This window comes from Microbacterium sp. K27 (assembly GCF_004794435.1).
Taxonomy (GTDB): domain Bacteria; phylum Actinomycetota; class Actinomycetes; order Actinomycetales; family Microbacteriaceae; genus Microbacterium; species Microbacterium maritypicum_A.
Window position 1 is genome coordinate 291,861 of the sequence record NZ_SSDK01000041.1, and the last position, 20,273, is coordinate 312,133.

Sequence of the window (20,273 nt, forward strand, 5' to 3'; positions counted from 1 at the left end):
TGCTTGTGATGTCAGTCTATCGGAGCGCGGGGACTCCGGCGGATCAGCTGGCCTCCTGTAGCACGGGATCGGTGACCTCATCGATCTTGGAGGAACGGATCGGGTGACCGGCGGTCGACAGACAGCGCCCCGTCTTCAGGTCCCACTTCCAGTCGTGCATGCTGCACGTGAGGATGCCGTCCTCGTCGACCGTGCCCGTGCGGGTGAGGTCGGCACGCAGGTGCGGGCACCGGCGCTGCACGACCCAGTCGCCGATCTCGGCATCCTCGGTCTGGTCGGTCTGCTCCTGGTACCAGTTCTCGACGTACTCGATCCGATCCACGGAGAGGCACTTGAGGAACGTGGTGAGGAACTCGTTGAACTTGCCGCTGCGCCCCACGGAGAACTGCATCGAGAGGAAGATCGAGTTCGACCAGTCGATCTCGTGATCGACGATGTTCGTCGAGACCAGGTCTGCGGGGATGGTGTACCAGTAGATGCACTCCTCCCCGGCGTACTCCCGGACCTTCGCGCGGGGGAAGTCGACCACCATGTCGAGCTCGCCGATGCGGAAGCGCACGCACCCGCCGACGCCGAGTCGGATCGTGCGGGACTTCTTCAGCAGCGGCTCCCACCAGTTCTTGATCGCCTCGAGCATCTCGGCGGGCGGGATGATCGCGGCACGAGAAGCCTCCTCGTCGCGGATCTCCTGCTGTCGGCTCGCCCGCTGCTCCTCGAGGTAGTCCCACTTCTCATCGAAGATGTGGGCGATCTCGGCCTCGGTGTAGAGCGTCTGCTCGCTCGTGACGGATCCGTCCTCGACCGTGACGACCGTGCCGGGGATGAAGAGCTGCCCGTCGTACTGCGGCGCCAGCTCCTTCATGTGCGCGAGGAACTGCTTCTGGTCGGTGAAGATCGACTCGCCGTTCTTACCGAGGCCGTTGAAGTCGAACAGGTCGTCACGCAGGAACATGGGCGGGCCCGCCATCGGGAAGACGTGCGGAGCGTCGACCTTCTCGATGTAGTACATGGCGCGCTTGTTCTGCGCTTCGCGCTTGAGACGGGCGAAGTTCTGCTTGGCATCGAGAGGCAGGTCGTAGACCATGGGCCACCAGATCGCGCCGGACACCTGAGTGAAGTACGCGTCGGGCTTGCCGAAATCGAGCAGCTTCTCGAGATCGAGCGGGTGGGAGTCGTTCTGGTTCAGCATCGAGCCGGTGCCGTCGTCGACGCTCAGCGAGGAGTCGCCGATCGGACCGTCGCTGGGGGCTCGCAGCGGCGTGATCATCATCTTGAGCTCGCCGCGCTGGATCACCTGCCCGGCCGGGGCGTACGTGATGTTCGTGTAGCCGAGGGCCCGGATGTCCTTCTCGAGGTCATCGGTCGGGTACTCCGGGAGCAGCACCTCGATGTCCTTGCGGATGTAGCGTTCGAGGAGCCGCGGGTCGAAGTGGTCACGGTGCCGGTGCGAGATCCAGAGGAAATCTGCTTCACGCCCGAAACGCTCCCAGTCCAGGCCTCGGTTGTCGGGGAACGGGAACCAGGATCCGTAGAACGACGGTCCGAGGACCGGGTCGCAGATGATGTTCCCGCCGACCGTCTCGATGAACATCCCGGCGTGGCCGAGTCCCGTGATCCGCATTGCATTCCTCCCGAAAGTGAACCGTACGATTCTACCGACGGCTCCCTGAACGCCCGGTCGACCCGGCCGTGAGTATTCCGCTCAGCCCTCGAACAGCCCGCGGATGTCGTCGGCGGAGAGCGATTGCGCGAACAGCGCCTCGTCGTCGAGCACGGCGGTGAACAACCGGGCCTTGCGGCGTTGCAGGTCGAGCACCTTCTCCTCGATCGTGCCGGTGGAGATCATGCGGTACACGAACACCTGGCTGTCCTGACCGATGCGGTGTGTGCGATCGACGGCCTGCGCCTCGGCTGCGGGGTTCCACCACGGATCGAGCAGGAAGACGTAATCGGCCTCGGTCAACGTGAGGCCGAAGCCGCCGGCCTTCAAGCTGATGAGGAACACCGGCTGCTCCCCCGAGGTGAAGCTCTCGACGACCTTCTGCCGGTGACGTGTCGACCCGTCGAGATGCGCATAAGGAATGCCGGCGGCATCGAGGCGCGCCGCAGCCAGGTCGAGGAACGAGGTGAACTGGCTGAACACGAGCGCCCGATGGCCCTCCGCCTGGAGCTCGATCACCCGCTCGATCAGCACGTCGAGCTTGCGCGAACCGATCTTCGCATCTTCGGGGTCGATGAGCCCGGGGGCCAGGCTGAGCATGCGCATCAGTGTGAGCGAGCGGAAGACGATGAAGCGGTTGCGATCGAGGTCTTCCAGCAGTCCGAGAACCTTCTGCCGTTCGCGCTGCAGGACCACGTCGTAGAGCGCGCGATGAGACGAGCTGAGCCCGACCTCGAGGATCTGCTCCTGCTTCGCCGGGAGGTCGGGGGCCACGAGCTCCTTCGTCCGTCGCAGCAGCAGGGGCCGGATGCGCCGCCGCAGCTGCTCGAGGCGTCGCTGCCGATAGGCGCCGCCCTCCTCGTTCTCCGGGACCTTTCCCTGCTCGATCGGCTGGATGTAGTGTTCGCGGAACTTCCGCGCAGAGGCGAACAGGCCGGGAGCGGTGAGCTTCAGCAGCGCCCACAGCTCGCTGAGGCTGTTCTCCATCGGGGTGCCGGTGACCGCGAACGTCACGTCCGCACGGAACGAGGCCACAGCACGATGCAGCTTGGTCGCCGGGTTCTTCACGAACTGCGCCTCGTCGAGGATGAGTCCCGCCCACTCGACAGCGGCGTACTCGATCTCATCCAGACGGGCGACGGCATAGGTGGTGATGACGAGGTCGACCTCTCGGAGGCTGCCATCGAGCGGTGGCCCCTGGGTGCTCCCCCGGAGCATCACACGGAGCGCGGGAGCGAAGCGCTCAGCCTCGCTGCGCCACGTGGCGAGCACCGACGTGGGGACGATCGCGAGGAAAGGACGCTTCTCCCCTGATTCGCGAGCGTGCACGATGAGCGCCAGAAGCTGGAGCGTCTTTCCGAGTCCCATGTCGTCGGCGAGGATGCCTCCCAGGCGATGGCTCCACAGGAAGGCGAGCCAGTCGAGACCCTCCTTCTGATAGGGACGGAGCTCGGCCGTGATGCCCGACGGCACAGCGACTGGGGGCACCGAGGTGGCGCGGCGGAGTCCGTCGGCGATCGCCCGCCATGCGACGGCGGGAACGGCTTCATCGGCGAGGTCCTCGAACTCCTCCCAGAGGTCGGTCTGGTAGCGGCTGATCCGTGGACCGGTCTCCCACTCGTCGAGGTCGCCGGACTCGTCGATGAGCTCCCGGAGACGATCGAGCGCTCGATGGTTCAGGGAGAAGTAGCTGCCATCCACGAGGAGGAGCTTCTTGCGGCCCTTGCTGAGCGCCGTGAACAGCGGTTCGAACGGGATGGTGCGCCCGTCGATCTTTACCAGGACTCCCAGGTCGAACCAGTCGGGGTCGCTGCTCTCGACGGTGGATACGGTGATCTGCGGCTCGCCCGTGAGCTCGTGATAGCTCTTGCGACGACCGGATACGGAGACCATGACGCCCTCTGCCTCGAGCGCCGGCACCATGCGAGTGACGAACTCGGCGGCGGCGACGTCGTGGAAGGAACCCGCCGAAGTGAGTTCTTCGCCCAGCTGCTCCATCCAGACGGCCTGGAGCGCGTCTCGGAGCATCTCCTCCGCGACCGCGTCGCGCACGGCGTCTCCTCCGGGAGCGAACGGGACGCGCCCGAACCCGCGATAGTCCCATTCGAACGTGTACTTCACCGTGTCGCCGCGCAGGAACGACAGTTCGAGCACCGGTCGGGGTGCGGGCAGCACCGGCAGCTCGACGCGACCGACCGGACGCACCTCGACCCGCCGGGCAAGCAGCGGGTAGGCGTCACGGAAGAACGCGGCTTCGTCACGCGCGGGCACCTCGAGCCCCGTCCTTGCGGCGAGCAGTGCGTGCACCGGCTCGGCGATCGGTGCCTCGGCGAGCGTCACGCGCAGCTTCGTGCCGTGTTGAGCGACCTCGTAGAGCCCTCTGTGCCCGATCGTCTGCACGTCGGCGGGGTCTGCATCGCGGCCGTCGATCGTGATGTCAGGGCGCACGAGGAGTCCGCCCGCGTCGTCACGGCCGACCGTCGCGCCGATCGTGGCGCGATCAGCGAGAACGACGGTCGTGCTCTTCTGCGTGGCGATCAGCGGGACGTCGACGTCGGCCGCCGCGCGCAGATGCCCCCACAGCAGGCCGGACTCGATCAGATCGGCGACCAGCCAGTCGCCCGCCGTGCCGGACAGCAGCGTGTCGCGCGCGATGCTGAGCAGATCGGCGAACCATCGGGAGCGGTCGCGTCCGTACTGCGTCGGGGAACGTCTCACCGCGTCCCAGGTTGCCGCCCCCTGCACCCAGGCACCGGTCGCCGCGCTCTTCTCGAGCGGACGGATGCCGAGCAGGATCTCCCCCGTGCGCTTGGCGACGTCGCGCGCAGTAGCGGTCCGCTGCGGGCGGGAGGCCCAGGGGTTCGCTCCGCGACCGTCGCGCACGCGGAGCTCGACCCCGAGCGCGAGCTGCGTCACCGCATCTTCGCGCGGCGCTCCGAGGATCGAACGCCAGTCTGCGGATGACGCGCCATCGGGACGGGACGGGTCGTTCGGCAGGGGCATGCCCCCATCCTCTCCGACACCGCCGACAGTGCCTCCCCGTCGGACGGATCAGGCGGCGCGGGCGACTCGCGCGAGGACGCCGTGCACGAAGGCGCCGGAGTCATCGGTCGAGAACTCCTTGGCGAGTTCCACGGCCTCATCGATCGCGACAGCCGTCGGAACGTCGTCGTTGTAGAGGATCTCCCACACGCCGATCCGGAGCAGCGCGCGGTCGACCGCGGGCATCCGCTCCAGCTTCCAGTCGCGGCTGTGCGTCGTGATCTGCTCGTCGATCTCATCGCGCGAGTCGATGATGCCGTCGACGATCTCGCGGGCGTAGAGCCAGGACGCCTCGCGGGCGGGCTCGCTCGCGGCGCGCTTCGCCTCGGCGGCCAGCGTGACCGCGAGGTCGTCCCCGCGCACATCGGCGGAGAACAGGATGTCGAGAGCGCGCTTGCGCGCCTTCGTCCGGGCGCTCACGCCTTACTTCTCGCGGCCGAGGTAGTCACCCGTGCGGGTGTCGACCTTGACCTTGGTGCCGGCCTCGACGAAGAGCGGCACCTGGATCTCATAGCCGGTCTCGAGCGTGGCGGGCTTGGTGCCGGCCGACGAGCGGTCGCCCTGCAGGCCGGGCTCCGTGTAGGTGATCTCGAGGACCACGGACGCCGGGAGGTCGATGTAGAGCGGGTTGCCGTTGTTCAGGGCGATCGTGACGGCCTGGTTCTCGAGCAGGAAATTCTTCGCGTCGCCGACCGTCGCGGCGCCGACCGTGATCTGGTCGAAGTCGGTCTGGTCCATGAAGACGTAACCGTCGCCATCGGTGTACAGGTACGTGTAGTCGCGGCGATCGACGTTCTCGATCTCGATCTTGGCGCCGGCGTTGTACGTACGGTCGACGACCTTGCCCGAGACGACGTTCTTCAGCTTGGTGCGCACGAAGGCGCCACCCTTGCCGGGCTTGACGTGCTGGAACTCGATGACGCTCCAGAGCTGCCCGTCGATGCTGAGGACGACGCCGTTCTTGATGTCTGCGGTAGATGCCATGCGCTGCGAGTTCCGTTCGTGAGTCTGCGGGGTCGGACGAGACCGACAGTCGATTCTAAGGGATGAGTGCTGCGAGCTGCCGCACGGCATCCGCGTAGCCGTCGACACCGCGTCCGACGACGCGCACGGCCGCGACGTCGTCGAGGTAGGAGCGGTGCCGGAATTCCTCCCGGGCGTACACATCGGAGATGTGCACCTCGGCGAACGGCAGCGAGACTCCGGTGAGAGCGTCGCGCAGCACCACCGACGTGTGCGTGAGTCCGCCGGGATTGATCACGATCGCGGCGCAGTCCTCACGGGCGGCGTGGATCGCGTCGATCAGCACCCCCTCGTGGTTGCTCTGCACCGCACGCACCTCGAAGCCGTGTTCTGCGGCGGCGGCGATGGTGATGCGCTCCACGTCGGCGAGCGTGGCCGTGCCGTACACCTCGGGTTCGCGCGAACCGAGCAGGTTCAGGTTGGGTCCATTGACCAGGAGGATGCGCCGACTCACGCGCCGACCTCCTGGTAGGCGGCGAACATCAGCGATTCGTCCGGGGCCTGCAGCACCGTCGGCTTCGCGATGTCGTCGAGGAGGATGAAGCGCAGCATTCCGCCGCGGCTCTTCTTGTCGCGCTGCATCGTGGCGAGCAGCTGCGGCCAGGCTCCTGCGCGGTACGAAGTCGGAAGCCCCAGCGACTCGAGGATGGTGCGATGACGCTCGGCCGCGGCGTCGGAGAGGCGTCCGGCGAGACGCGAGAGCTCGGCCGCGTACAGCATGCCGACCGAGATCGCGGCGCCGTGACGCCAGCGGTATCGCTCTGCGTGCTCGATAGCGTGTCCGAGGGTGTGGCCGTAGTTGAGGATCTCCCGTAGGCCCGCCTCCCGGAAGTCGTCCGAGACGACCTCGGCTTTCATCGCGATCGCGAGTTCGATGGCACGCCGGAACTCGTCCGTCGTGGGGTCAACGGCACGAGCGGGATCCGCCTGGACGATGTCGAGGATCTCCGGCGCCCAGATGAATCCGGCCTTCACCACCTCGGCGAAACCGGCGGTCGCCTCGTTCGGGCTGAGGCTCGCGAGCTCGTCGAGGTCGCCCACGACGGCGCGCGGTGCCCAGAAAGCACCGACGAGGTTCTTGCCCTCCGCGGTGTTCACCCCGGTCTTGCCGCCGACCGCCGCGTCGACGAGGCCGAGGACCGTGGTCGGCACCTGGATCAGCTGCACACCGCGCAGCCACGTCGCCGCCACGAAGCCGGCGAGATCGGTGACCGAGCCGCCGCCGTAGCCGATGACGGCGTCACTGCGCGTGAAGTCGGCCTGCCCCATCACCTGCCAGCAGAAGGCCGCGACCTCGATGCGCTTGCCCTGCTCCGCATCCGGGATCTCGGCGAGCAGCACCTCACGCGGCCCGTCCGAGGTGTCGGCGAGCAGGCGATCGCGCAGCTCGGCGGCCCGGGCGGCCAGCGTCGGGGGGTGCACGACCAGGATCTTGCGCACCCCCGGAGCCAGCGCAGCCGAGACCTGTTCGAGGATCCCCCGCCCGATCGTGATGTCGTAGGCGTCGCTACCGGTGACGCTGATGGTCGTCGTGCTCATCGCTGCTCTCTCCTCCATGCCACGATCTCGTCCGCGATCTTCTGCATCGGACGACGTGAGGTGTCGAAGGTCGCCGATGACACCTCGGCGTACCACCCCCGACGTTCCTCGAAGATCTTCTTCCAGCGCTCCAGGGGGTCCTCCCCCGCCAGCAGCGGACGATTGCTCCCACGGAGCCGGTCGGCCACCGCGTCGGGGCTCACTGTCAGGAACACGACCGGGTGCTCTGCCAGCAGCTCCCGGGTCGCCGCTTCCGTCACCGCCCCGCCACCGAGGGAGATCACCCCGCCCTCGGCGAGGGCCTCTGCCACCGCCGCCCGCTCGAGGGCACGGAAGTGCGCCTCGCCGTGGGCCTCGAAGATGCCGGCGATGGGTCCGTGAGCGGCCACGATGCGCTTGTCGGTGTCGATGAACGCGACGCCGAGCCGACGGGCGACGCGTCTGCCGACGCTGGTCTTGCCGGCGGCCATCGGGCCGACCAGCACCAGCGTCAGCGGATCAGCCCCGCTCGTCATGCGCGATGAGCGCCGCCTCGGACGCGGGGGTCGTGCGCAGCTCGGCAGGGATGCCCGCCAGGTACCCGTCGAGGTTCCGTCGCGTCTCCCGGATGCTGTCGCCGCCGAACTTCTCCAGCACGGCGTTCGCGAGCTCGACCGCGACCATCGCCTCGGCGACCACACCGGCGGCTGGTACCGCGCACACGTCGGAGCGCTGGTGGTGGGCGGTGGCGTCGTCTCCTGTCGCGATGTCGATCGTCCGCAGCGCGTGCGGCACCGTCGCGATCGGCTTCATACCGGCACGCACGCGCAGGACGGTGCCCGTCGACATGCCGCCCTCGGTGCCGCCGGCACGGTCGGATCCGCGCGTGATGCCGTCGGCGGTCGCGAAGAGCTCGTCGTGCGCGGCCGAGCCGCGACGACGGGTGGTCTCGAAGCCGTCGCCGACCTCGACACCCTTGATCGCCTGGATGCTCATCAGGGCCTGGGCCAGACGCGCGTCGAGGCGTCGGTCCCAGTGCACGTGGGAGCCGAGTCCCGGAGGCAGCCCGTACGCGAGGACCTCGACGATCCCGCCGAGCGTGTCGCCGTCCTTCTTGGCGTCGTCGACCTCGGCCACCATCAGCGCGGAGGTCGCCGCGTCGAAGCACCGGAGCGGATCGGCGTCCAGCGCCTCGACGTCATCCGGCGTGGGCAGCGCAGAACCCTCGGGTACGCGCACCGGGCCGATCGACAACGTGTGGCTGACGAGACGGACCCCGAGCTCACCGAGGAAGGAGCGGGCGATCGCTCCCAACGCGACACGAGCGGCCGTCTCGCGGGCGCTCGCACGCTCGAGGATCGGACGCGCCTCGTCGAAGTCGTATTTCTGCATGCCCACCAGATCGGCGTGCCCTGGACGCGGACGGGTGAGAGGCGCGCTGCGTCCGCGAGACTTGTCCGTGAGCTCGACGGGCTCGGGGTTCATGACCTCGATCCACTTGGGCCATTCGGTGTTGCCGATGCGCAGCGCGATCGGACTGCCGAGGCTCCGGCCGTGGCGCACACCGCCGGAGATCGTCAGCTCATCCTGCTCGAACTTCATCCGCGAGCCGCGGCCATAGCCCAACTTGCGACGGGCGAGGTCGGCCTGGATGGCCTCGGAGGACACAGGGACGCCGGAGGGAAGACCCTCCATGACGGCGATGAGTTCTGGGCCGTGCGATTCGCCGGCCGTGAGCACGCGGAGCATTGCTCCAGTCTCCCACGGGTTCGCACCCCCGCAGCGCCGCGTTTCGTCGAGCGAGCGGTTCGGTCAGAGCGCGGCGCGCATCGCGGTGATCACCGCGGCCTCGTCGCGGAGCTCCATCGTCGGATCGCCGTGCCGGAAGATACGGATCTGGCGCACGGCCTGATGCAGCAGCATGCCGAGTCCGGAGATGGCCGGGCCCTCGCTCCAGGTCATCGCGAGAGCTGACGGCCACGGGGCGTAGGCGGCGTCGAAGAGCGACCCGCCACTCGACGACAGCACCGAGGCGATCTCCGCGGGGAGAGCCGTGCCGCTGGGCAGCGTGGCCACGGTCAGCTCGACGGCCGGAGCAGGCGCATCGAACGCGCGTACCTCCACGACGAGGCCGAGCCGCTCCCCGAGATCCACCAGCGCCGCCGCGGCAGCAGCGCGCCGAGCACGCACGTCGACGCGCGCGGCCCCGATCTCGGCTGCGGCGACGAGAGCCGACGCCGCGGTGGCCCCGGCCCCGAGTATCCGGACCCGTTCGGTCTCGGCGATGTGCGCCTCGGCGAGGGCATCGACGATCCCTCCGACATCGGTGTTGAACCCGGCCGGCTCGTCTCCCAGGAGGAGCGTGTTGACGGCGCCCGTGAGCTGCGCGTGACGATCCCGTGTCGCCGCCGCGCGGAACGCCTCTTCTTTCAACGGCATCGTGAGGGAGAGACCACGCCAGGTGTCGTCCAGTTCGGCGATCGCCGAGGCGAATCCCTCCGCCGAGACCCGACGCCGTCCGTACTCCCAGTCCAGGCCGAGCACACGGTAGGCGGCCGCATGCAGCTCCGGGGACTTGGAGTGCGCGATCGGATCGCCCCAGACCGCCAACCGTGAGCGCGTCACCGTCTCAGCAGCCCCCGTCGGGGTTCGCACGGCACCACTCACGCCACTTCTCGATTCCCTGCTCGTGCTCCGCCATGGTCTCGGAGAACTGCGTCTCTCCCGTGGCGAGGTTGATCGTGACGAAGTACAGCCACGGGCCGTCAGCAGGCTGCATCGCCGCCTTGATGGCCGCGTCGCTCGGGCTGGCGATCGGTGTCGCCGGCAGGCCGGTGCGCACGTAGGTGTTCCACTCGTTGTCGTCCTCGAGCGCTTCCTTCGAGCTCGACACGACGCCTTCGTGCAGCGACCCGTAGCCGTACTGGGCGGTCGAATCCATCTGCAGCTTCATGTCGATGTCGAGACGGTTCTGAATGACGCGGGACACCTTCGCGAAGTCGTCGAGACGGCCCTCGCGCTGGATGATCGAGGCGATCGTCAGGATCCGTTCGGCATCGGCCGCCGGCACACCTGCCGCGTCGAGCGACTCTCTGGTGCGGTCGACCATCCGCTGGATCACCTGAGGTGCGGTGACCCCGGGATCGAATTCGTACACTGCGGGGAACAGCCAGCCCTCCAGGCTCGGCGCGTCCACGCCGTAGGCCGAGGGGTCCTGGACCGCAGCCTCGAAGTCGGCGAGCGGAAGCCCGAGAGTCTCGGCCATGCCGGGCAACGAGGAGACGATCGTGCCTCCCTCGGAGACCGAGACGGCATTCGCCATCTTGTTCGCGTCGTCCTTGAGCGCGGCGAGGGCGGCCTCTGCCGTCATCTTCTTCTGCAGGCGGTAGACGCCCGGATAGAACGTGACCGCGAGGTTCTCTTCGACGATGTAGTCGTAGAACACGTCCTCGGTCTTCGTGACGCCGGCCTCATAGAGCGCCGTCGACACCGGCCCCCCGGTGTCGCCCTGCTTGATCGTGACGAGGGCTTCGCCGTTCGCGAGACCGGGCTCCCAGTCCTTCGACTCGCCCCAGCCCATGGCATCGCTGATCTTGTCGCCGTAGGTGTTCCAGGCCCAGGCGCCACCCGCCGCGATGCCGCCGAGCACGGCGAGCACGATGATCAGCGCGATCAGGCAGCCCTTGCGGCGCTTCTTCTTCGGCGCCGCGGGAACATGGTCGTCGTGCGGGGCGAACAGATCGTCGAGCCCGCCGCCGATCACCGGTTCGGGCGTTTCGGCCGCTGCCGAGGTACGACCGGTGCCCGCCGCGGGCACCGCCTGCGGGAGAGCACGCGTGGGAGTCTCTGCGGCGTCGGCCGAAGCGCGAACGGGCGTCGGCGACGGCGCCGCATCCGCGGTGACGGCATCGTCCGCGGACCCACGTACCGGCACAGGGGACGGCTCGGCCGGCGTGCGGGCCGTGCCTCCCACCGGAGTCGCGGTTCCCTCTCCGGCGGCTGCCTCTCGGGCGGCGCGGCGCGAACCGGGCGCCGGAGCACTGTTGTCGACGGTCGGGATCTGCTGCGTCGGGTCCGGCAGATTCTCGAACAGATCCCCCAGGCGGGAATCAGGATCGTGCCGGGGGGTGGCGCTGTCACGTTCAGACATCGTCAGGCGTGCTCCTCGTCAGGCGAGATGGTGGCGCCGGCCGGGTTTCCGGTGCTCTTCTCCATGTCGATCGCCTGCTGCAGAAGCACCACGGCGGCGACCTGATCCACAATGCTACGAGAGTTCTTCTGAGATCTCCCGGAACTGCGCAAAGCGGCGTGCGCGCTCACGGTGCTGAGGCGCTCGTCCACGAGGCGCACGGGGATCCCGCTGCGCACCTGAAGCGCAGCGGCGAACTCTCGCGCATCCGTGGTCGACGGCGTGTCGGCACCCTGCATGTTCACCGGGAGGCCGACCACGAACTCCAACGGGTCGTACTCCCCTGCGATCTGCACGAGGCGGTCGATCGATGCGTCGTCCCGAGGGACCGTCTCGACCGGGACGGCGAGCATGCCATCGGGATCGCAGCGCGCGACACCGACCCTCGCCCTGCCGACGTCGATGCCGAGCCGCACGCCGCGGCGGAACCCGCTCACGCGGCGTGCAGCTCCTGTGAGATGGCCTCGAGCGCCGCGGGAAGAGCCGCGGCATCCGCGCCACCGCCCTGCGCGACGTCGTCACGACCGCCGCCGCCGCCGCCGAGCACACCGGCAGCGCGTTTCGCCAACGCGCCGGCCTTCGCGCCCGCAGACCGAGCGGCATCGTTGGTGGCGACGACCACGACCGGACGACCGTTGACCACAGCTCCCAATGCCACGACCGCGGCATCGGAACCGAGCCGATCGCGCACGCCGTTCACGAGATCGCGCACATCGTCCGCGGACGCCACCTCGCCCAGGTTCTGGGCAGCCAGGCGGAACGCTCCAGCGCGGGTCGCGGCCTCGACGATGGCGGGAACCTGCCCCGCCCTCTCCTTGGCCTCGAACTGCGCGATGCGCTTCTCCGCCGCCTTCAGACTCGCGGCGAGGTCGGCGATCCGCTCCGGAAGCTGTTCGCGCGGCGTCTTCAGGGAACTGGTCAGCTGCGAGACGATCGCCCGCTCCGCAGCGAGCTCCCGGAAGGCATCGGCACCGACGAGAGCCTCGATGCGACGATTGGATGCTCCGACGGAGGACTCTCCGACCAGGCTCACCAGACCGATCTCGGCACTCGTGCTGACGTGCGTGCCGGCACAGAGTTCGCGCGACCAGGGGCCGCCGATGTCGACCATTCGCACGACGTCGCCGTACTTCTCGCCGAACAGAGCCATGGCTCCGGCTTCCTTCGCCTCGTCGAGGGAGACGATGCGCGTCGTCACCTCCAGGGCGTCCTGCACTGCACGGTTCGTGATCTCCTCGATCTCGCTCCGCGTATCCGTCGAGAGCGCCTGCGACCAGGCGAAGTCGAAGCGCATGTAGCCGGCACGGTTCAACGAGCCCGCCTGCGTCGCGGTCGGACCGAGCGTGTCGCGCAGAGCAGCATGCACGAGGTGGGTGGCCGAGTGCGCCTGGCGGGCGGCACGACGGTTCGCCGCGTCCACCACCGTGGTCGCGATGTCGTCGACGGCGACGCTGCCGCGCGTGACCTCGACCGTGTGACTGATCAGACCGGGAACCGGCTTCTGCACATCGAGCACCTCGAGCGTGTATCCCGGGCCCACGATCGTGCCCTTGTCGGCCACCTGCCCACCTGACTCCGCGTAGAGCGTCGTCTCGGCGAGCACGACCTCGGCGATCTGGCCCTCGGCGGCGCTGCGCACGGGGACACCGTCGACGAGGAGACCGAGCACACGGGATTCGACCTCGAGCGCGGTGTAGCCGTCGAATCCGGTCTCTCCCAGCGCGCGCAGTTCGCGATAGACGGACACGTCGGCGAGCTGACGCTTGCGATTGCGGGCGTCGTCCTTCGCGCGCTGGCGCTGCTCCTGCATGAGGTTGTCGAAAGCGGCACGATCGACGTCGAGTCCTGCTTCCTCGGCGACCTCGAGCGTGAGGTCGATCGGGAAGCCGTAGGTGTCGTGCAGCAGGAAGGCCTCGGGACCGCTCAGGGTCTTCCCGCCGCCCTTCCTGGTCTCGTCCAGAGCCAGGTCGAGGATCGTCGACCCGGCGACGAGGGTGCGACGGAAGGTCTCCTCCTCGGCGAACGCCGATGCCGAGAGCACAGACCAGTCCCTCTCGAGTTCCGGATAGGTGGTCTTCATCACATCGCGGGATGCGGCGAACAGCTCGGGGAACACCGGCTCGTCGACACCGAGCAGGCGCATCGAGCGGACCGTGCGACGCATCAGACGGCGCAGGATGTACCCGCGTCCCTCGTTGGACGGACGCACGCCGTCGGAGAGGAGCATGAGCGAGGAGCGCACGTGGTCCGCGACGACACGGAACCGCACGTCGTCCTCGTGCTGCGCGCCGTAGGGCCGTCCGGAGAGCTCGACCGCACGGTCCAGCACCGGCCGCACCTGATCGGACTCGTACATGTTGTCGACACCCTGCTTGAGGAAGGCGACGCGTTCGAGGCCCATGCCGGTGTCGATGTTCTTCATCGGCAGCTCGCCGACGATGTCGAACTCCGTCTTGCTGCGGATGTTCTCGATGAAGTCCTGCATGAACACGAGGTTCCAGATCTCCAGGAACCGCGAGTCGTCGACAGCCGGGCCGCCGTCCTTGCCGTAGGCGGGACCGCGATCGAAGAAGATCTCCGAGTCGGGACCACCCGGTCCGGGCTGGCCGGTGTTCCAGTAGTTGTCCGCCCGGCCCAGGCGCTGGATGCGCTCCGGCTTGAGCCCGATGATGTCGCGCCAGATCGCCTCGGCCTCGTCGTCGGTCTCGTAGACGGTGACCCACAGGTCCTTCTCGTCGAAGCCGAGACCGCCGTCGGACTCGGAGCTCGTCAACAGCTCCCAGGCATAGCGGATCGCGCCTTCCTTGAAGTAGTCGCCGAACGACCAGTTGCCGAGCATCTGGAAGAACGTGCCATGACGGGCAGTGCGGCCGACCTCTTCGATGTCGTTCGTGCGGATGCACTTCTGCACGTCGGCGATACGCGAGTGCGGAGCAGGGACGACACCTGTGAGGTACGGGATCATCGGCACCATTCCGGCGACCGTGAACAGCAGGGACGGGTCGTCACTGACCAGGGAGGCCGAGGGGACGATGAGGTGGTCGTTCTTCTCGAAGAAGTCGAGATAGCGCTGCGCGATTTCCGCAGTTTTCATAAGGTTCCGGGTGTCCTTGCGTGAAGATGCCGCGCCGAGGCGCCGCTGCGGTGGTTCAGTTGTCGCCCGGCTCCGTGAGCCGTGCCTCCTGCTCGCGGTAGGCGTCGCTGAGGATCGCGGTGAACCCGTTGATCCGGGCGTCGACCTCGGCGAGGATGTCATGACCGCGCGGGTCCTTGTTCATGAAGTGAGCCGCGACGAAGCCGCCGATCACACCGATCAGGAACCACAGCACGTTCTTCATGTCGTCATCCTTGCCCTTGACCCGCGAAGGCGCGGTGTCACCATCGTATGCGGAAACGACAGGAGGCGTCGGGAATCCCGACGCCTCCTGCCTGATTGCTCGATCGCTGGATCAGCGAGCCGCGTAGTACTCGACGACGAGCTGCACTTCACAGGTCACGGGGACCTCGGCGCGCTTCGGACGACGAACCAGACGCGACTGGAGCTTGTCGAGCTCGACCTCGAGGTAGCCCGGAACGGGGGGCAGGACCTCGGCGTGACCGCCGGCTGCCGCCACCTGGAAGGGCTCGGTGCCCTCGCTCTTGGCCTTGACGTGGATGAGCTGACCCGGCTTCACGCGGAACGACGGGCGGTCGACGAGCTGGCCGTCGACCAGGATGTGGCGGTGCACGACGAGCTGGCGAGCCTGTGCGGTGGTGCGGGCGAAGCCCGAACGCACGACGAGAGCGTCGAGACGCATCTCGAGGAGCTCGACCAGGTTCTCACCGGTCAGGCCGTCCTGACGACGAGCCTCGTTGAAGGTGTTGCGCATCTGCTTCTCGCGGATGCCGTACTGCTCGCGAAGACGCTGCTTCTCACGCAGACGGACGGCGTAGTCGCTGTCTGCCTTGCGCTTGGTGCGGCCGTGCTCACCCGGAGCGTACGGACGCTTCTCGAGGTAGCGGGCGGCCTTCGGGGTGAGAGCGACGCCGAGGGCGCGGCTGAGACGCACCTTGCGGCGGTCCTGGGACTTCGTGGTCACGAAGTTTTCCTTCCGATGACGTGGTCGCGTCTTTCACGACTCACGGACGTATCGTCCGCGTTCTGCCTTGGAGCGCACGCCGGGGCGCCAGCAAGGTGTGGTGTGAACGAGGAGATGCCCGAAAACTCGGTTTCGAGCCGCTCAAGTCTAACAGATCGCTTTTCCGCGCCGGATCCGCAGGGTCAGCGGTCTCCGAGGATGCGGCGGATCCGCTCGAGGCGCGCACCGATGTCGCGCTCCGCACCGAGGTTCTTGGGCTCGTAGTAGTGCCGACCGTCGAGTTCGTCCGGCAGATACTGCTGGGGCACGACGCCGAACTCACTATCGTGCGAATAGACGTAGCCGCGGCCGTGGCCCAGACGCTTGGCGCCCGGGTAGTGCGCATCACGGAGATGCAGCGGAACCCGACCGAAACCGCCGGCGCGGATGTCGGCGATCGCCGCGTCGATCCCGACGTACGCGGCGTTCGATTTGGCGGTGGTGGCCAGGTAGACGGTCGCTTCTGCAAGGGGGATGCGACCTTCCGGCATGCCGATGAACGCCACGGCATCTGCAGCCGCCACGGCGATGGCCAGGGCCTGCGGGTCGGCGAGACCGACGTCTTCCGATGCCGAGATCACCAGGCGCCGGGCGATGAAGCGCGGGTCCTCCCCTGCCTCGATCATGCGGGCGAGGTAGTGCAACGCGGCATCGGGGTCGGACCCTCTGATCGACTTGATGAAGGCGCTGATGACGTCGTAATGCTCGTCGCCTTGCCGGTCGTAACGCAGCAGGGCCTTGTCGACCGCCTGCGAGATGTCATCGGCCGAGACCTCGGGCACCGACGCACCGGGCACCGACGCACCGGGCGCCGACGCATCGTTCCCCTCGTCGTCCGCGTCCGCGGCCGTCGCGTGGGACAGTGCGACCGCGGCGCCGGCCTCCAGCCCGGTCAGGGCGCGCCGCGCGTCACCCGAGGCCAGCCGCACCAGAGCCGACCTCGCTTCGTCGCTGAGAGCGACGGATGCGTTCAGACCGCGGGGGTCGGTGACCGCACGATCGACGAGGAGGCCGATGTCGTCGTCGGTGAGCGGCTGCAGCGTCAACAGCAGCGAACGCGAGAGCAGCGGTGAGATGACGGAGAACGACGGGTTCTCTGTCGTCGCGGCGATCAGGATCACCCAGCCGTTCTCGACTCCGGGGAGAAGGGCATCCTGCTGCGCCTTGGTGAAGCGGTGGATCTCGTCGAGGAAGAGGATGGTCGTCTGCCCGTAGAGGTCGCGCTGCGTGACGGCTTCCTGCATGACCTCGCGCACGTCTTTCACCCCCGCCGTGATGGCGGAGAGTTCGACGAATCGCCGACCGGACGATCGTGCGATGGCCTGAGCGAGAGTCGTCTTCCCGGTTCCCGGCGGTCCCCACAGGATGATCGACACGGCCCCGGGGGCTGTCGCTTCGGGGTCGGCGAGTGCGACGATCGGCGATCCCGCACGCAGCAGATGACGCTGGCCCGCGACCTCCGCGAGGGACACCGGACGCATGCGCACGGCGAGGGGCGTCTGCCCGGAGAGCAGCGCAGCAGGGGACGTCATCCCTCCAGGCTAACGTCGGCCCCCGACACTTCGGTGAACCTCCACATCCGGGTAGGCTCTCAGGCGACGTCGTGGAGCGGCGTTCGGATGGGAGAGCAGGGCATGGCCGCACGCGGTTCCAAGAACGCACAGGCGCGCACATCGGCGGAGCGCGCACGACTGCACACCGCACGCACCCAGTGGCACGAAGGGCAGATCCGCCGCCGTGTCCGTGACAACACGATCGCCGCCGTCGTCGGCAGCCTCATCGTCGTCGCAGCGATCGGCAGCCAGGTCGTGCACGCCCAGGTCACCGCGCCCGAACCGGAGCCCACCCCCACTCCCTCCGTCGAGCCGACCACCGCTCCGACCGAGACACCCGCGGAGACGCCGGCCCCCGTCCCCTCGGACGCACCGGCGGAGTGACCGCCGACGCGGTTGATCGCCCCTACCACCGATGCCCTCGGCTCACGGCTCCGATACGGCGAGGCGATAGCCCCGCTTGACGACGGTCTGGACCAGGTCGACGCCACCCAACGACTCCCGCAACCGGGCGACGGCCACCTCCACCGCCCGTCCGCTGCGCTCGCCGCCGGGAAGCTCACGACCGAGCTCCCTTCGCGAGAGCACGCGTCCGCGGGCGAGGAACAGGGCCTCGATCAGGTCCGCTGCGCCACGGGACAGCGGAAGGAAGCGCCCGTCCAGCACGACGCCCCCGCTGCGCACCTCGAGGCTTCCGGCATCGGTGCGCACCGATCCTGCACCGCTTCCGTAGTGTGCGACGACGCATCCGACGAGACCCGTCGGTCTCTCCCGCTCGACGTATCGTGCGTTCAGGCCGGCGTCCTGAAGGCGGCGAGCCTCGCGCTCGTCATCCGAGACCAGGAGCAACCGGCCCGCTTCGGCACGACGGCGATGCGCTTCGAGCGCGCCGCTCCTCGTCGCCGCGTCGATCCATGACGCGGACGACGCGGTGAAGAGCACGGCGTCGGCGCCCCCGGACCCCACGCGATGCACCGCACGGTGCAGCACGCCCGTCGGGGTGGCCACCGGACGGGATGTCACCACGCGCATCACGTCCGCGCCCGCGGCGCCGAGTGCGCGGTCGAGTTCATCCGCTCCGGCGGAACGATTCCCGGCCGCAGATGCTCCTGCCGCCCTCGCCTGGGCCGAGATGATGATCCTGCATCCTGCGAGCACCGGGCGTGCCCCCGAACGCCCGGTCATCACGCGGGATTCTCGGCGCGAAGGGAGACGCCCCGCCGCGGATCGGCGCTCCGACCCCGATCCCTCCAGCCGATCGCGACCGTCGTGCCGTCACCGCGATGCGGGGACTCGGATGAACTCGGATCCGCCGATACCGCGCCGTGTGCGCGCCGCGTCGGTGACGCGGAGTTCGGGTCGGCTCCGGCCGGCAGAGGGGGTGAGGACGCGAGGCCCGCGGCGGTGAGGCCATGCCGCAACCGCGCCTGCTGGTCGTGGGAGACGCCCTGCAGTTCGATCCGGGAGTCGACGATCCGCAACGTCAGGCCCAGGTCCTGCGCAAGACGCCCGATGTCGACGAGATGCCCCGGCGTGAGCTCCGTCCCCGTCACCGTCGACAGCCGCACTCGGCTCCCCTCCGATCGGACCGGGCCCGTGTGCGAATCGAGCCCCTCCTGTGCGCCGCGCGTGCTGAGCGGAGAGCGCTCCGTCGCCAGTTCCGCGAGCGCGCGTGCCACAGCCAGGGTGCAGCGCTCGCACTCCGGGTCCCGCCCGAAGCGGGCTCCGACCGCGCTGAACGTGAACACCTCGTCCGCGCGGAGCACTGCCAGGAGCTCCTGCGACGACATGCCGATGTGCACGCAGACCGCACGGGAGTCGTCGGGATGCGCTGCCCGGCGCAGTTCGGCAGCGAGCTCGCCACGCGCCGGTCCACCGACGAGCCGACGAAGAACGCCAAGACCGCTCGTATCGCCCATGAGAATTCCGCCGAGGAGCGTCTGCGCATCGTCGGTGAGCACGAACTTTCGGTAGACACCGGTGCCTCGCGAGCGATGCGTGACGACCTCGACGGCGTCGGGATCGGCGTCGCGCGTCGCCGGCTCGCCGAAGCACGCGAGATCGACGCCCGCGATGGTGCGGTGCACGTCTCGTCGGTGCCCGCCGAAGCGCTCCCCTCCCCCGAGCAGACGCGCGGCCGCCACCTCCGCCATGGCATATGCGGAAGCGGCGGCGTCGACGCAGCGTCCGTCGACGCAGGCCGCCTCACCGATCGCGAGGATGCGCGGATCCGATGTCGTGCAGTGATCGTCGACGATCACTCCTCCCTGCGGGTGCACGTCGAGTCCGGCATTGCGCGCGAGTTCGTCCCGAGGTCGCACGCCGACGGTGAAGACGACGAGGTCGGCGCGTTGGAAGGTACCGTCCTGGAACTCGAGCGCCGTGACGGCTCCCGAGTCGTCCGGATCGAGCCGCGTCGTCCTGGTCCGAGTGCGGACAGCGATGCCCCGTTCTTCGAGGGCGCCGCGCAGGACGTCTGCTGCAGCTTCGTCCAGCAGGGAGGGAAGGAGACGATCCGCGTACTGCACGATCGTCGCGCCGACGCCGGCGTCGTCGAGTGCTGCAACGGTGTCGATTCCGTGCTGCCCGCCACCGATGACAACGCCTCGCAGCGGACGGCCGAGGGCACGCGATCGCGAATCGACGAAATCCCGCACCGACTCCGCGTCCTCGATGGTGCGCAGGACGAAGCAGCCGGGGAGGCGAGCCCCTGACACCGCCACCCGCCCCGCGAACGACCCGGTGGCCAGCACGAGCACGTCGTAGGAATAGGAGCGTCGGGATCGTGTGCGCACCACCCGCGCCGACCGGTCGATGCGGAGCACGCGGTCGTCACGGATCAACCGCACACGGTCGTCGCGGAACACCGTTCGGTCGAGCTGGAGATCCTCGACCTCCCGGCCGGTGAGGACACCCACGAGAGCGGATCGGTCGTACGGGCCATGTCCCTCATCGCCGATGACCGTGACCCGCACCGCCGCACCCGGGTCGCGAAGCAGGCGCTCCACGAAACGGTGCGCCGCCATCCCCGCGCCGACGACCAGGATCTCGTGCGGCGGGGAAGTCGTGTCCTTCATACTGCTCCTGTCGACCGGAAGACTGTCGTGCTCGCGACGATAGGAGCATCGTGTTTCCCGGAGATGACGGAGAATGTGTCCTGCGTCGAAAGT

Annotated in this window: 18 protein-coding genes; 1 reads left to right on the forward strand and 17 read right to left on the reverse strand. The window is 68.5% G+C overall.

The features are described 5' to 3' along the window. Nucleotides 1-43: 43 nt before the first annotated feature. The 15 genes from DW307_RS12795 to DW307_RS12865 all read right to left on the reverse strand — a co-directional run bounded on the left by DW307_RS12795 (nt 44) and on the right by DW307_RS12865 (nt 17,082). The gene (locus DW307_RS12795) at nt 44-1,621 is read right to left on the reverse strand and encodes a Rieske 2Fe-2S domain-containing protein (RefSeq protein WP_029265349.1); all 1,578 of its coding nucleotides are present in this window, start codon (nt 1,619-1,621) and stop codon (nt 44-46) included. An 81-nt stretch (nt 1,622-1,702) separates the two neighbouring features. Further along, complete coding sequence (locus tag DW307_RS12800; RefSeq protein WP_136024905.1) at nt 1,703-4,663, reverse strand: DEAD/DEAH box helicase; 2,961 nt, start codon at nt 4,661-4,663, stop codon at nt 1,703-1,705. Between the two features lie 48 nt (nt 4,664-4,711). Beyond that, nucleotides 4,712-5,122 carry a transcription antitermination factor NusB gene (nusB, locus tag DW307_RS12805; RefSeq protein ID WP_021200618.1) on the reverse strand — a complete coding sequence of 137 codons (411 nt, stop codon included), beginning with the start codon at nt 5,120-5,122 and terminating at the stop codon, nt 4,712-4,714. Nucleotides 5,123-5,125: 3 nt separating this feature from the next. Beyond that, nucleotides 5,126-5,686, reverse strand: a complete 561-nt coding sequence (gene efp, locus DW307_RS12810) for an elongation factor P (RefSeq protein ID WP_021200619.1) — start codon at nt 5,684-5,686, stop codon at nt 5,126-5,128. A 55-nt stretch (nt 5,687-5,741) separates the two neighbouring features. Beyond that, nucleotides 5,742-6,179, reverse strand: coding sequence for a type II 3-dehydroquinate dehydratase (gene aroQ, locus DW307_RS12815; RefSeq protein ID WP_136024906.1), 438 nt, complete (start codon nt 6,177-6,179; stop codon nt 5,742-5,744). Next, nucleotides 6,176-7,264 (reverse strand): 3-dehydroquinate synthase, encoded by a 1,089-nt coding sequence (aroB, locus tag DW307_RS12820; RefSeq protein ID WP_136024907.1) that lies wholly within the window; start codon nt 7,262-7,264, stop codon nt 6,176-6,178. The genes aroQ and aroB overlap by 4 nt, the downstream gene beginning before the upstream one ends. After that, entirely contained in the window at nt 7,261-7,779 is a 519-nt protein-coding gene (locus DW307_RS12825) for a shikimate kinase (RefSeq protein WP_136024908.1), read from the reverse strand. Before DW307_RS12825 ends, aroB begins: the two co-directional genes overlap by 4 nt. Beyond that, a complete protein-coding gene (aroC, locus tag DW307_RS12830; RefSeq protein WP_136024909.1) occupies nt 7,763-8,992 on the reverse strand; it encodes a chorismate synthase in 1,230 nt (409 codons plus the stop codon). The genes DW307_RS12825 and aroC overlap by 17 nt, the downstream gene beginning before the upstream one ends. Nucleotides 8,993-9,055: 63 nt before the next feature. Then, complete coding sequence (locus DW307_RS12835) at nt 9,056-9,868, reverse strand: shikimate dehydrogenase (protein ID WP_240750647.1); 813 nt, start codon at nt 9,866-9,868, stop codon at nt 9,056-9,058. 4 nt (nt 9,869-9,872) lie between these two features. Continuing rightward, nucleotides 9,873-11,393, reverse strand: a complete 1,521-nt coding sequence (mltG, locus tag DW307_RS12840) for an endolytic transglycosylase MltG (protein WP_136024910.1) — start codon at nt 11,391-11,393, stop codon at nt 9,873-9,875. Nucleotides 11,394-11,395: 2 nt separating this feature from the next. Further along, nucleotides 11,396-11,869, reverse strand: a complete 474-nt coding sequence (ruvX, locus tag DW307_RS12845; protein WP_021200626.1) for a Holliday junction resolvase RuvX — start codon at nt 11,867-11,869, stop codon at nt 11,396-11,398. Continuing rightward, nucleotides 11,866-14,526, reverse strand: coding sequence for an alanine--tRNA ligase (gene alaS, locus DW307_RS12850; protein WP_136024911.1), 2,661 nt, complete (start codon nt 14,524-14,526; stop codon nt 11,866-11,868). Before alaS ends, ruvX begins: the two co-directional genes overlap by 4 nt. Nucleotides 14,527-14,581: 55 nt before the next feature. After that, a complete protein-coding gene (locus DW307_RS12855) occupies nt 14,582-14,770 on the reverse strand; it encodes a hypothetical protein (RefSeq protein ID WP_021200628.1) in 189 nt (62 codons plus the stop codon). A 111-nt stretch (nt 14,771-14,881) separates the two neighbouring features. Continuing rightward, the gene (gene rpsD, locus DW307_RS12860) at nt 14,882-15,511 is read right to left on the reverse strand and encodes a 30S ribosomal protein S4 (protein ID WP_017830546.1); all 630 of its coding nucleotides are present in this window, start codon (nt 15,509-15,511) and stop codon (nt 14,882-14,884) included. A 182-nt stretch (nt 15,512-15,693) separates the two neighbouring features. After that, complete coding sequence (locus DW307_RS12865; protein WP_029265345.1) at nt 15,694-17,082, reverse strand: replication-associated recombination protein A; 1,389 nt, start codon at nt 17,080-17,082, stop codon at nt 15,694-15,696. A 102-nt stretch (nt 17,083-17,184) separates the two neighbouring features. Here DW307_RS12865 and DW307_RS12870 point away from each other — a divergent pair, with 102 nt between their 5' ends. Further along, complete coding sequence (locus DW307_RS12870) at nt 17,185-17,487, forward strand: hypothetical protein (protein ID WP_029259264.1); 303 nt, start codon at nt 17,185-17,187, stop codon at nt 17,485-17,487. Nucleotides 17,488-17,529: 42 nt separating this feature from the next. On the opposite strand, the gene DW307_RS12875 is transcribed toward DW307_RS12870, so the two are convergent. Both DW307_RS12875 and DW307_RS12880 read right to left on the reverse strand, forming a co-directional pair. Continuing rightward, complete coding sequence (locus DW307_RS12875) at nt 17,530-18,288, reverse strand: winged helix-turn-helix domain-containing protein (RefSeq protein WP_136024912.1); 759 nt, start codon at nt 18,286-18,288, stop codon at nt 17,530-17,532. Further along, nucleotides 18,288-20,180: an NAD(P)/FAD-dependent oxidoreductase gene (locus DW307_RS12880; RefSeq protein ID WP_136024913.1), complete on the reverse strand. Its 1,893-nt coding sequence runs from the start codon at nt 20,178-20,180 to the stop codon at nt 18,288-18,290. Before DW307_RS12880 ends, DW307_RS12875 begins: the two co-directional genes overlap by 1 nt. Nucleotides 20,181-20,273 lie beyond the last annotated feature (93 nt).

Coding starts and splice junctions, on each gene's coding strand:
- DW307_RS12800 (WP_136024905.1), bottom strand. CDS start 4,663: ATGCCCCTGCCGAACGACCCGTCCCGTCCCGATGGCGCGTCATCCGCA.
- DW307_RS12865 (WP_029265345.1), bottom strand. CDS start 17,082: ATGACGTCCCCTGCTGCGCTGCTCTCCGGGCAGACGCCCCTCGCCGTG.
- alaS (WP_136024911.1), bottom strand. CDS start 14,526: ATGAAAACTGCGGAAATCGCGCAGCGCTATCTCGACTTCTTCGAGAAG.
- aroB (WP_136024907.1), bottom strand. CDS start 7,264: ATGAGCACGACGACCATCAGCGTCACCGGTAGCGACGCCTACGACATC.
- mltG (WP_136024910.1), bottom strand. CDS start 11,393: ATGTCTGAACGTGACAGCGCCACCCCCCGGCACGATCCTGATTCCCGC.
- DW307_RS12825 (WP_136024908.1), bottom strand. CDS start 7,779: ATGACGAGCGGGGCTGATCCGCTGACGCTGGTGCTGGTCGGCCCGATG.
- DW307_RS12855 (WP_021200628.1), bottom strand. CDS start 14,770: ATGAAGAACGTGCTGTGGTTCCTGATCGGTGTGATCGGCGGCTTCGTC.
- DW307_RS12870 (WP_029259264.1), top strand. CDS start 17,185: ATGGCCGCACGCGGTTCCAAGAACGCACAGGCGCGCACATCGGCGGAG.
- aroC (WP_136024909.1), bottom strand. CDS start 8,992: ATGCTCCGCGTGCTCACGGCCGGCGAATCGCACGGCCCAGAACTCATC.
- efp (WP_021200619.1), bottom strand. CDS start 5,686: ATGGCATCTACCGCAGACATCAAGAACGGCGTCGTCCTCAGCATCGAC.
- DW307_RS12795 (WP_029265349.1), bottom strand. CDS start 1,621: ATGCGGATCACGGGACTCGGCCACGCCGGGATGTTCATCGAGACGGTC.
- DW307_RS12875 (WP_136024912.1), bottom strand. CDS start 18,288: ATGACCGGGCGTTCGGGGGCACGCCCGGTGCTCGCAGGATGCAGGATC.
- DW307_RS12880 (WP_136024913.1), bottom strand. CDS start 20,180: ATGAAGGACACGACTTCCCCGCCGCACGAGATCCTGGTCGTCGGCGCG.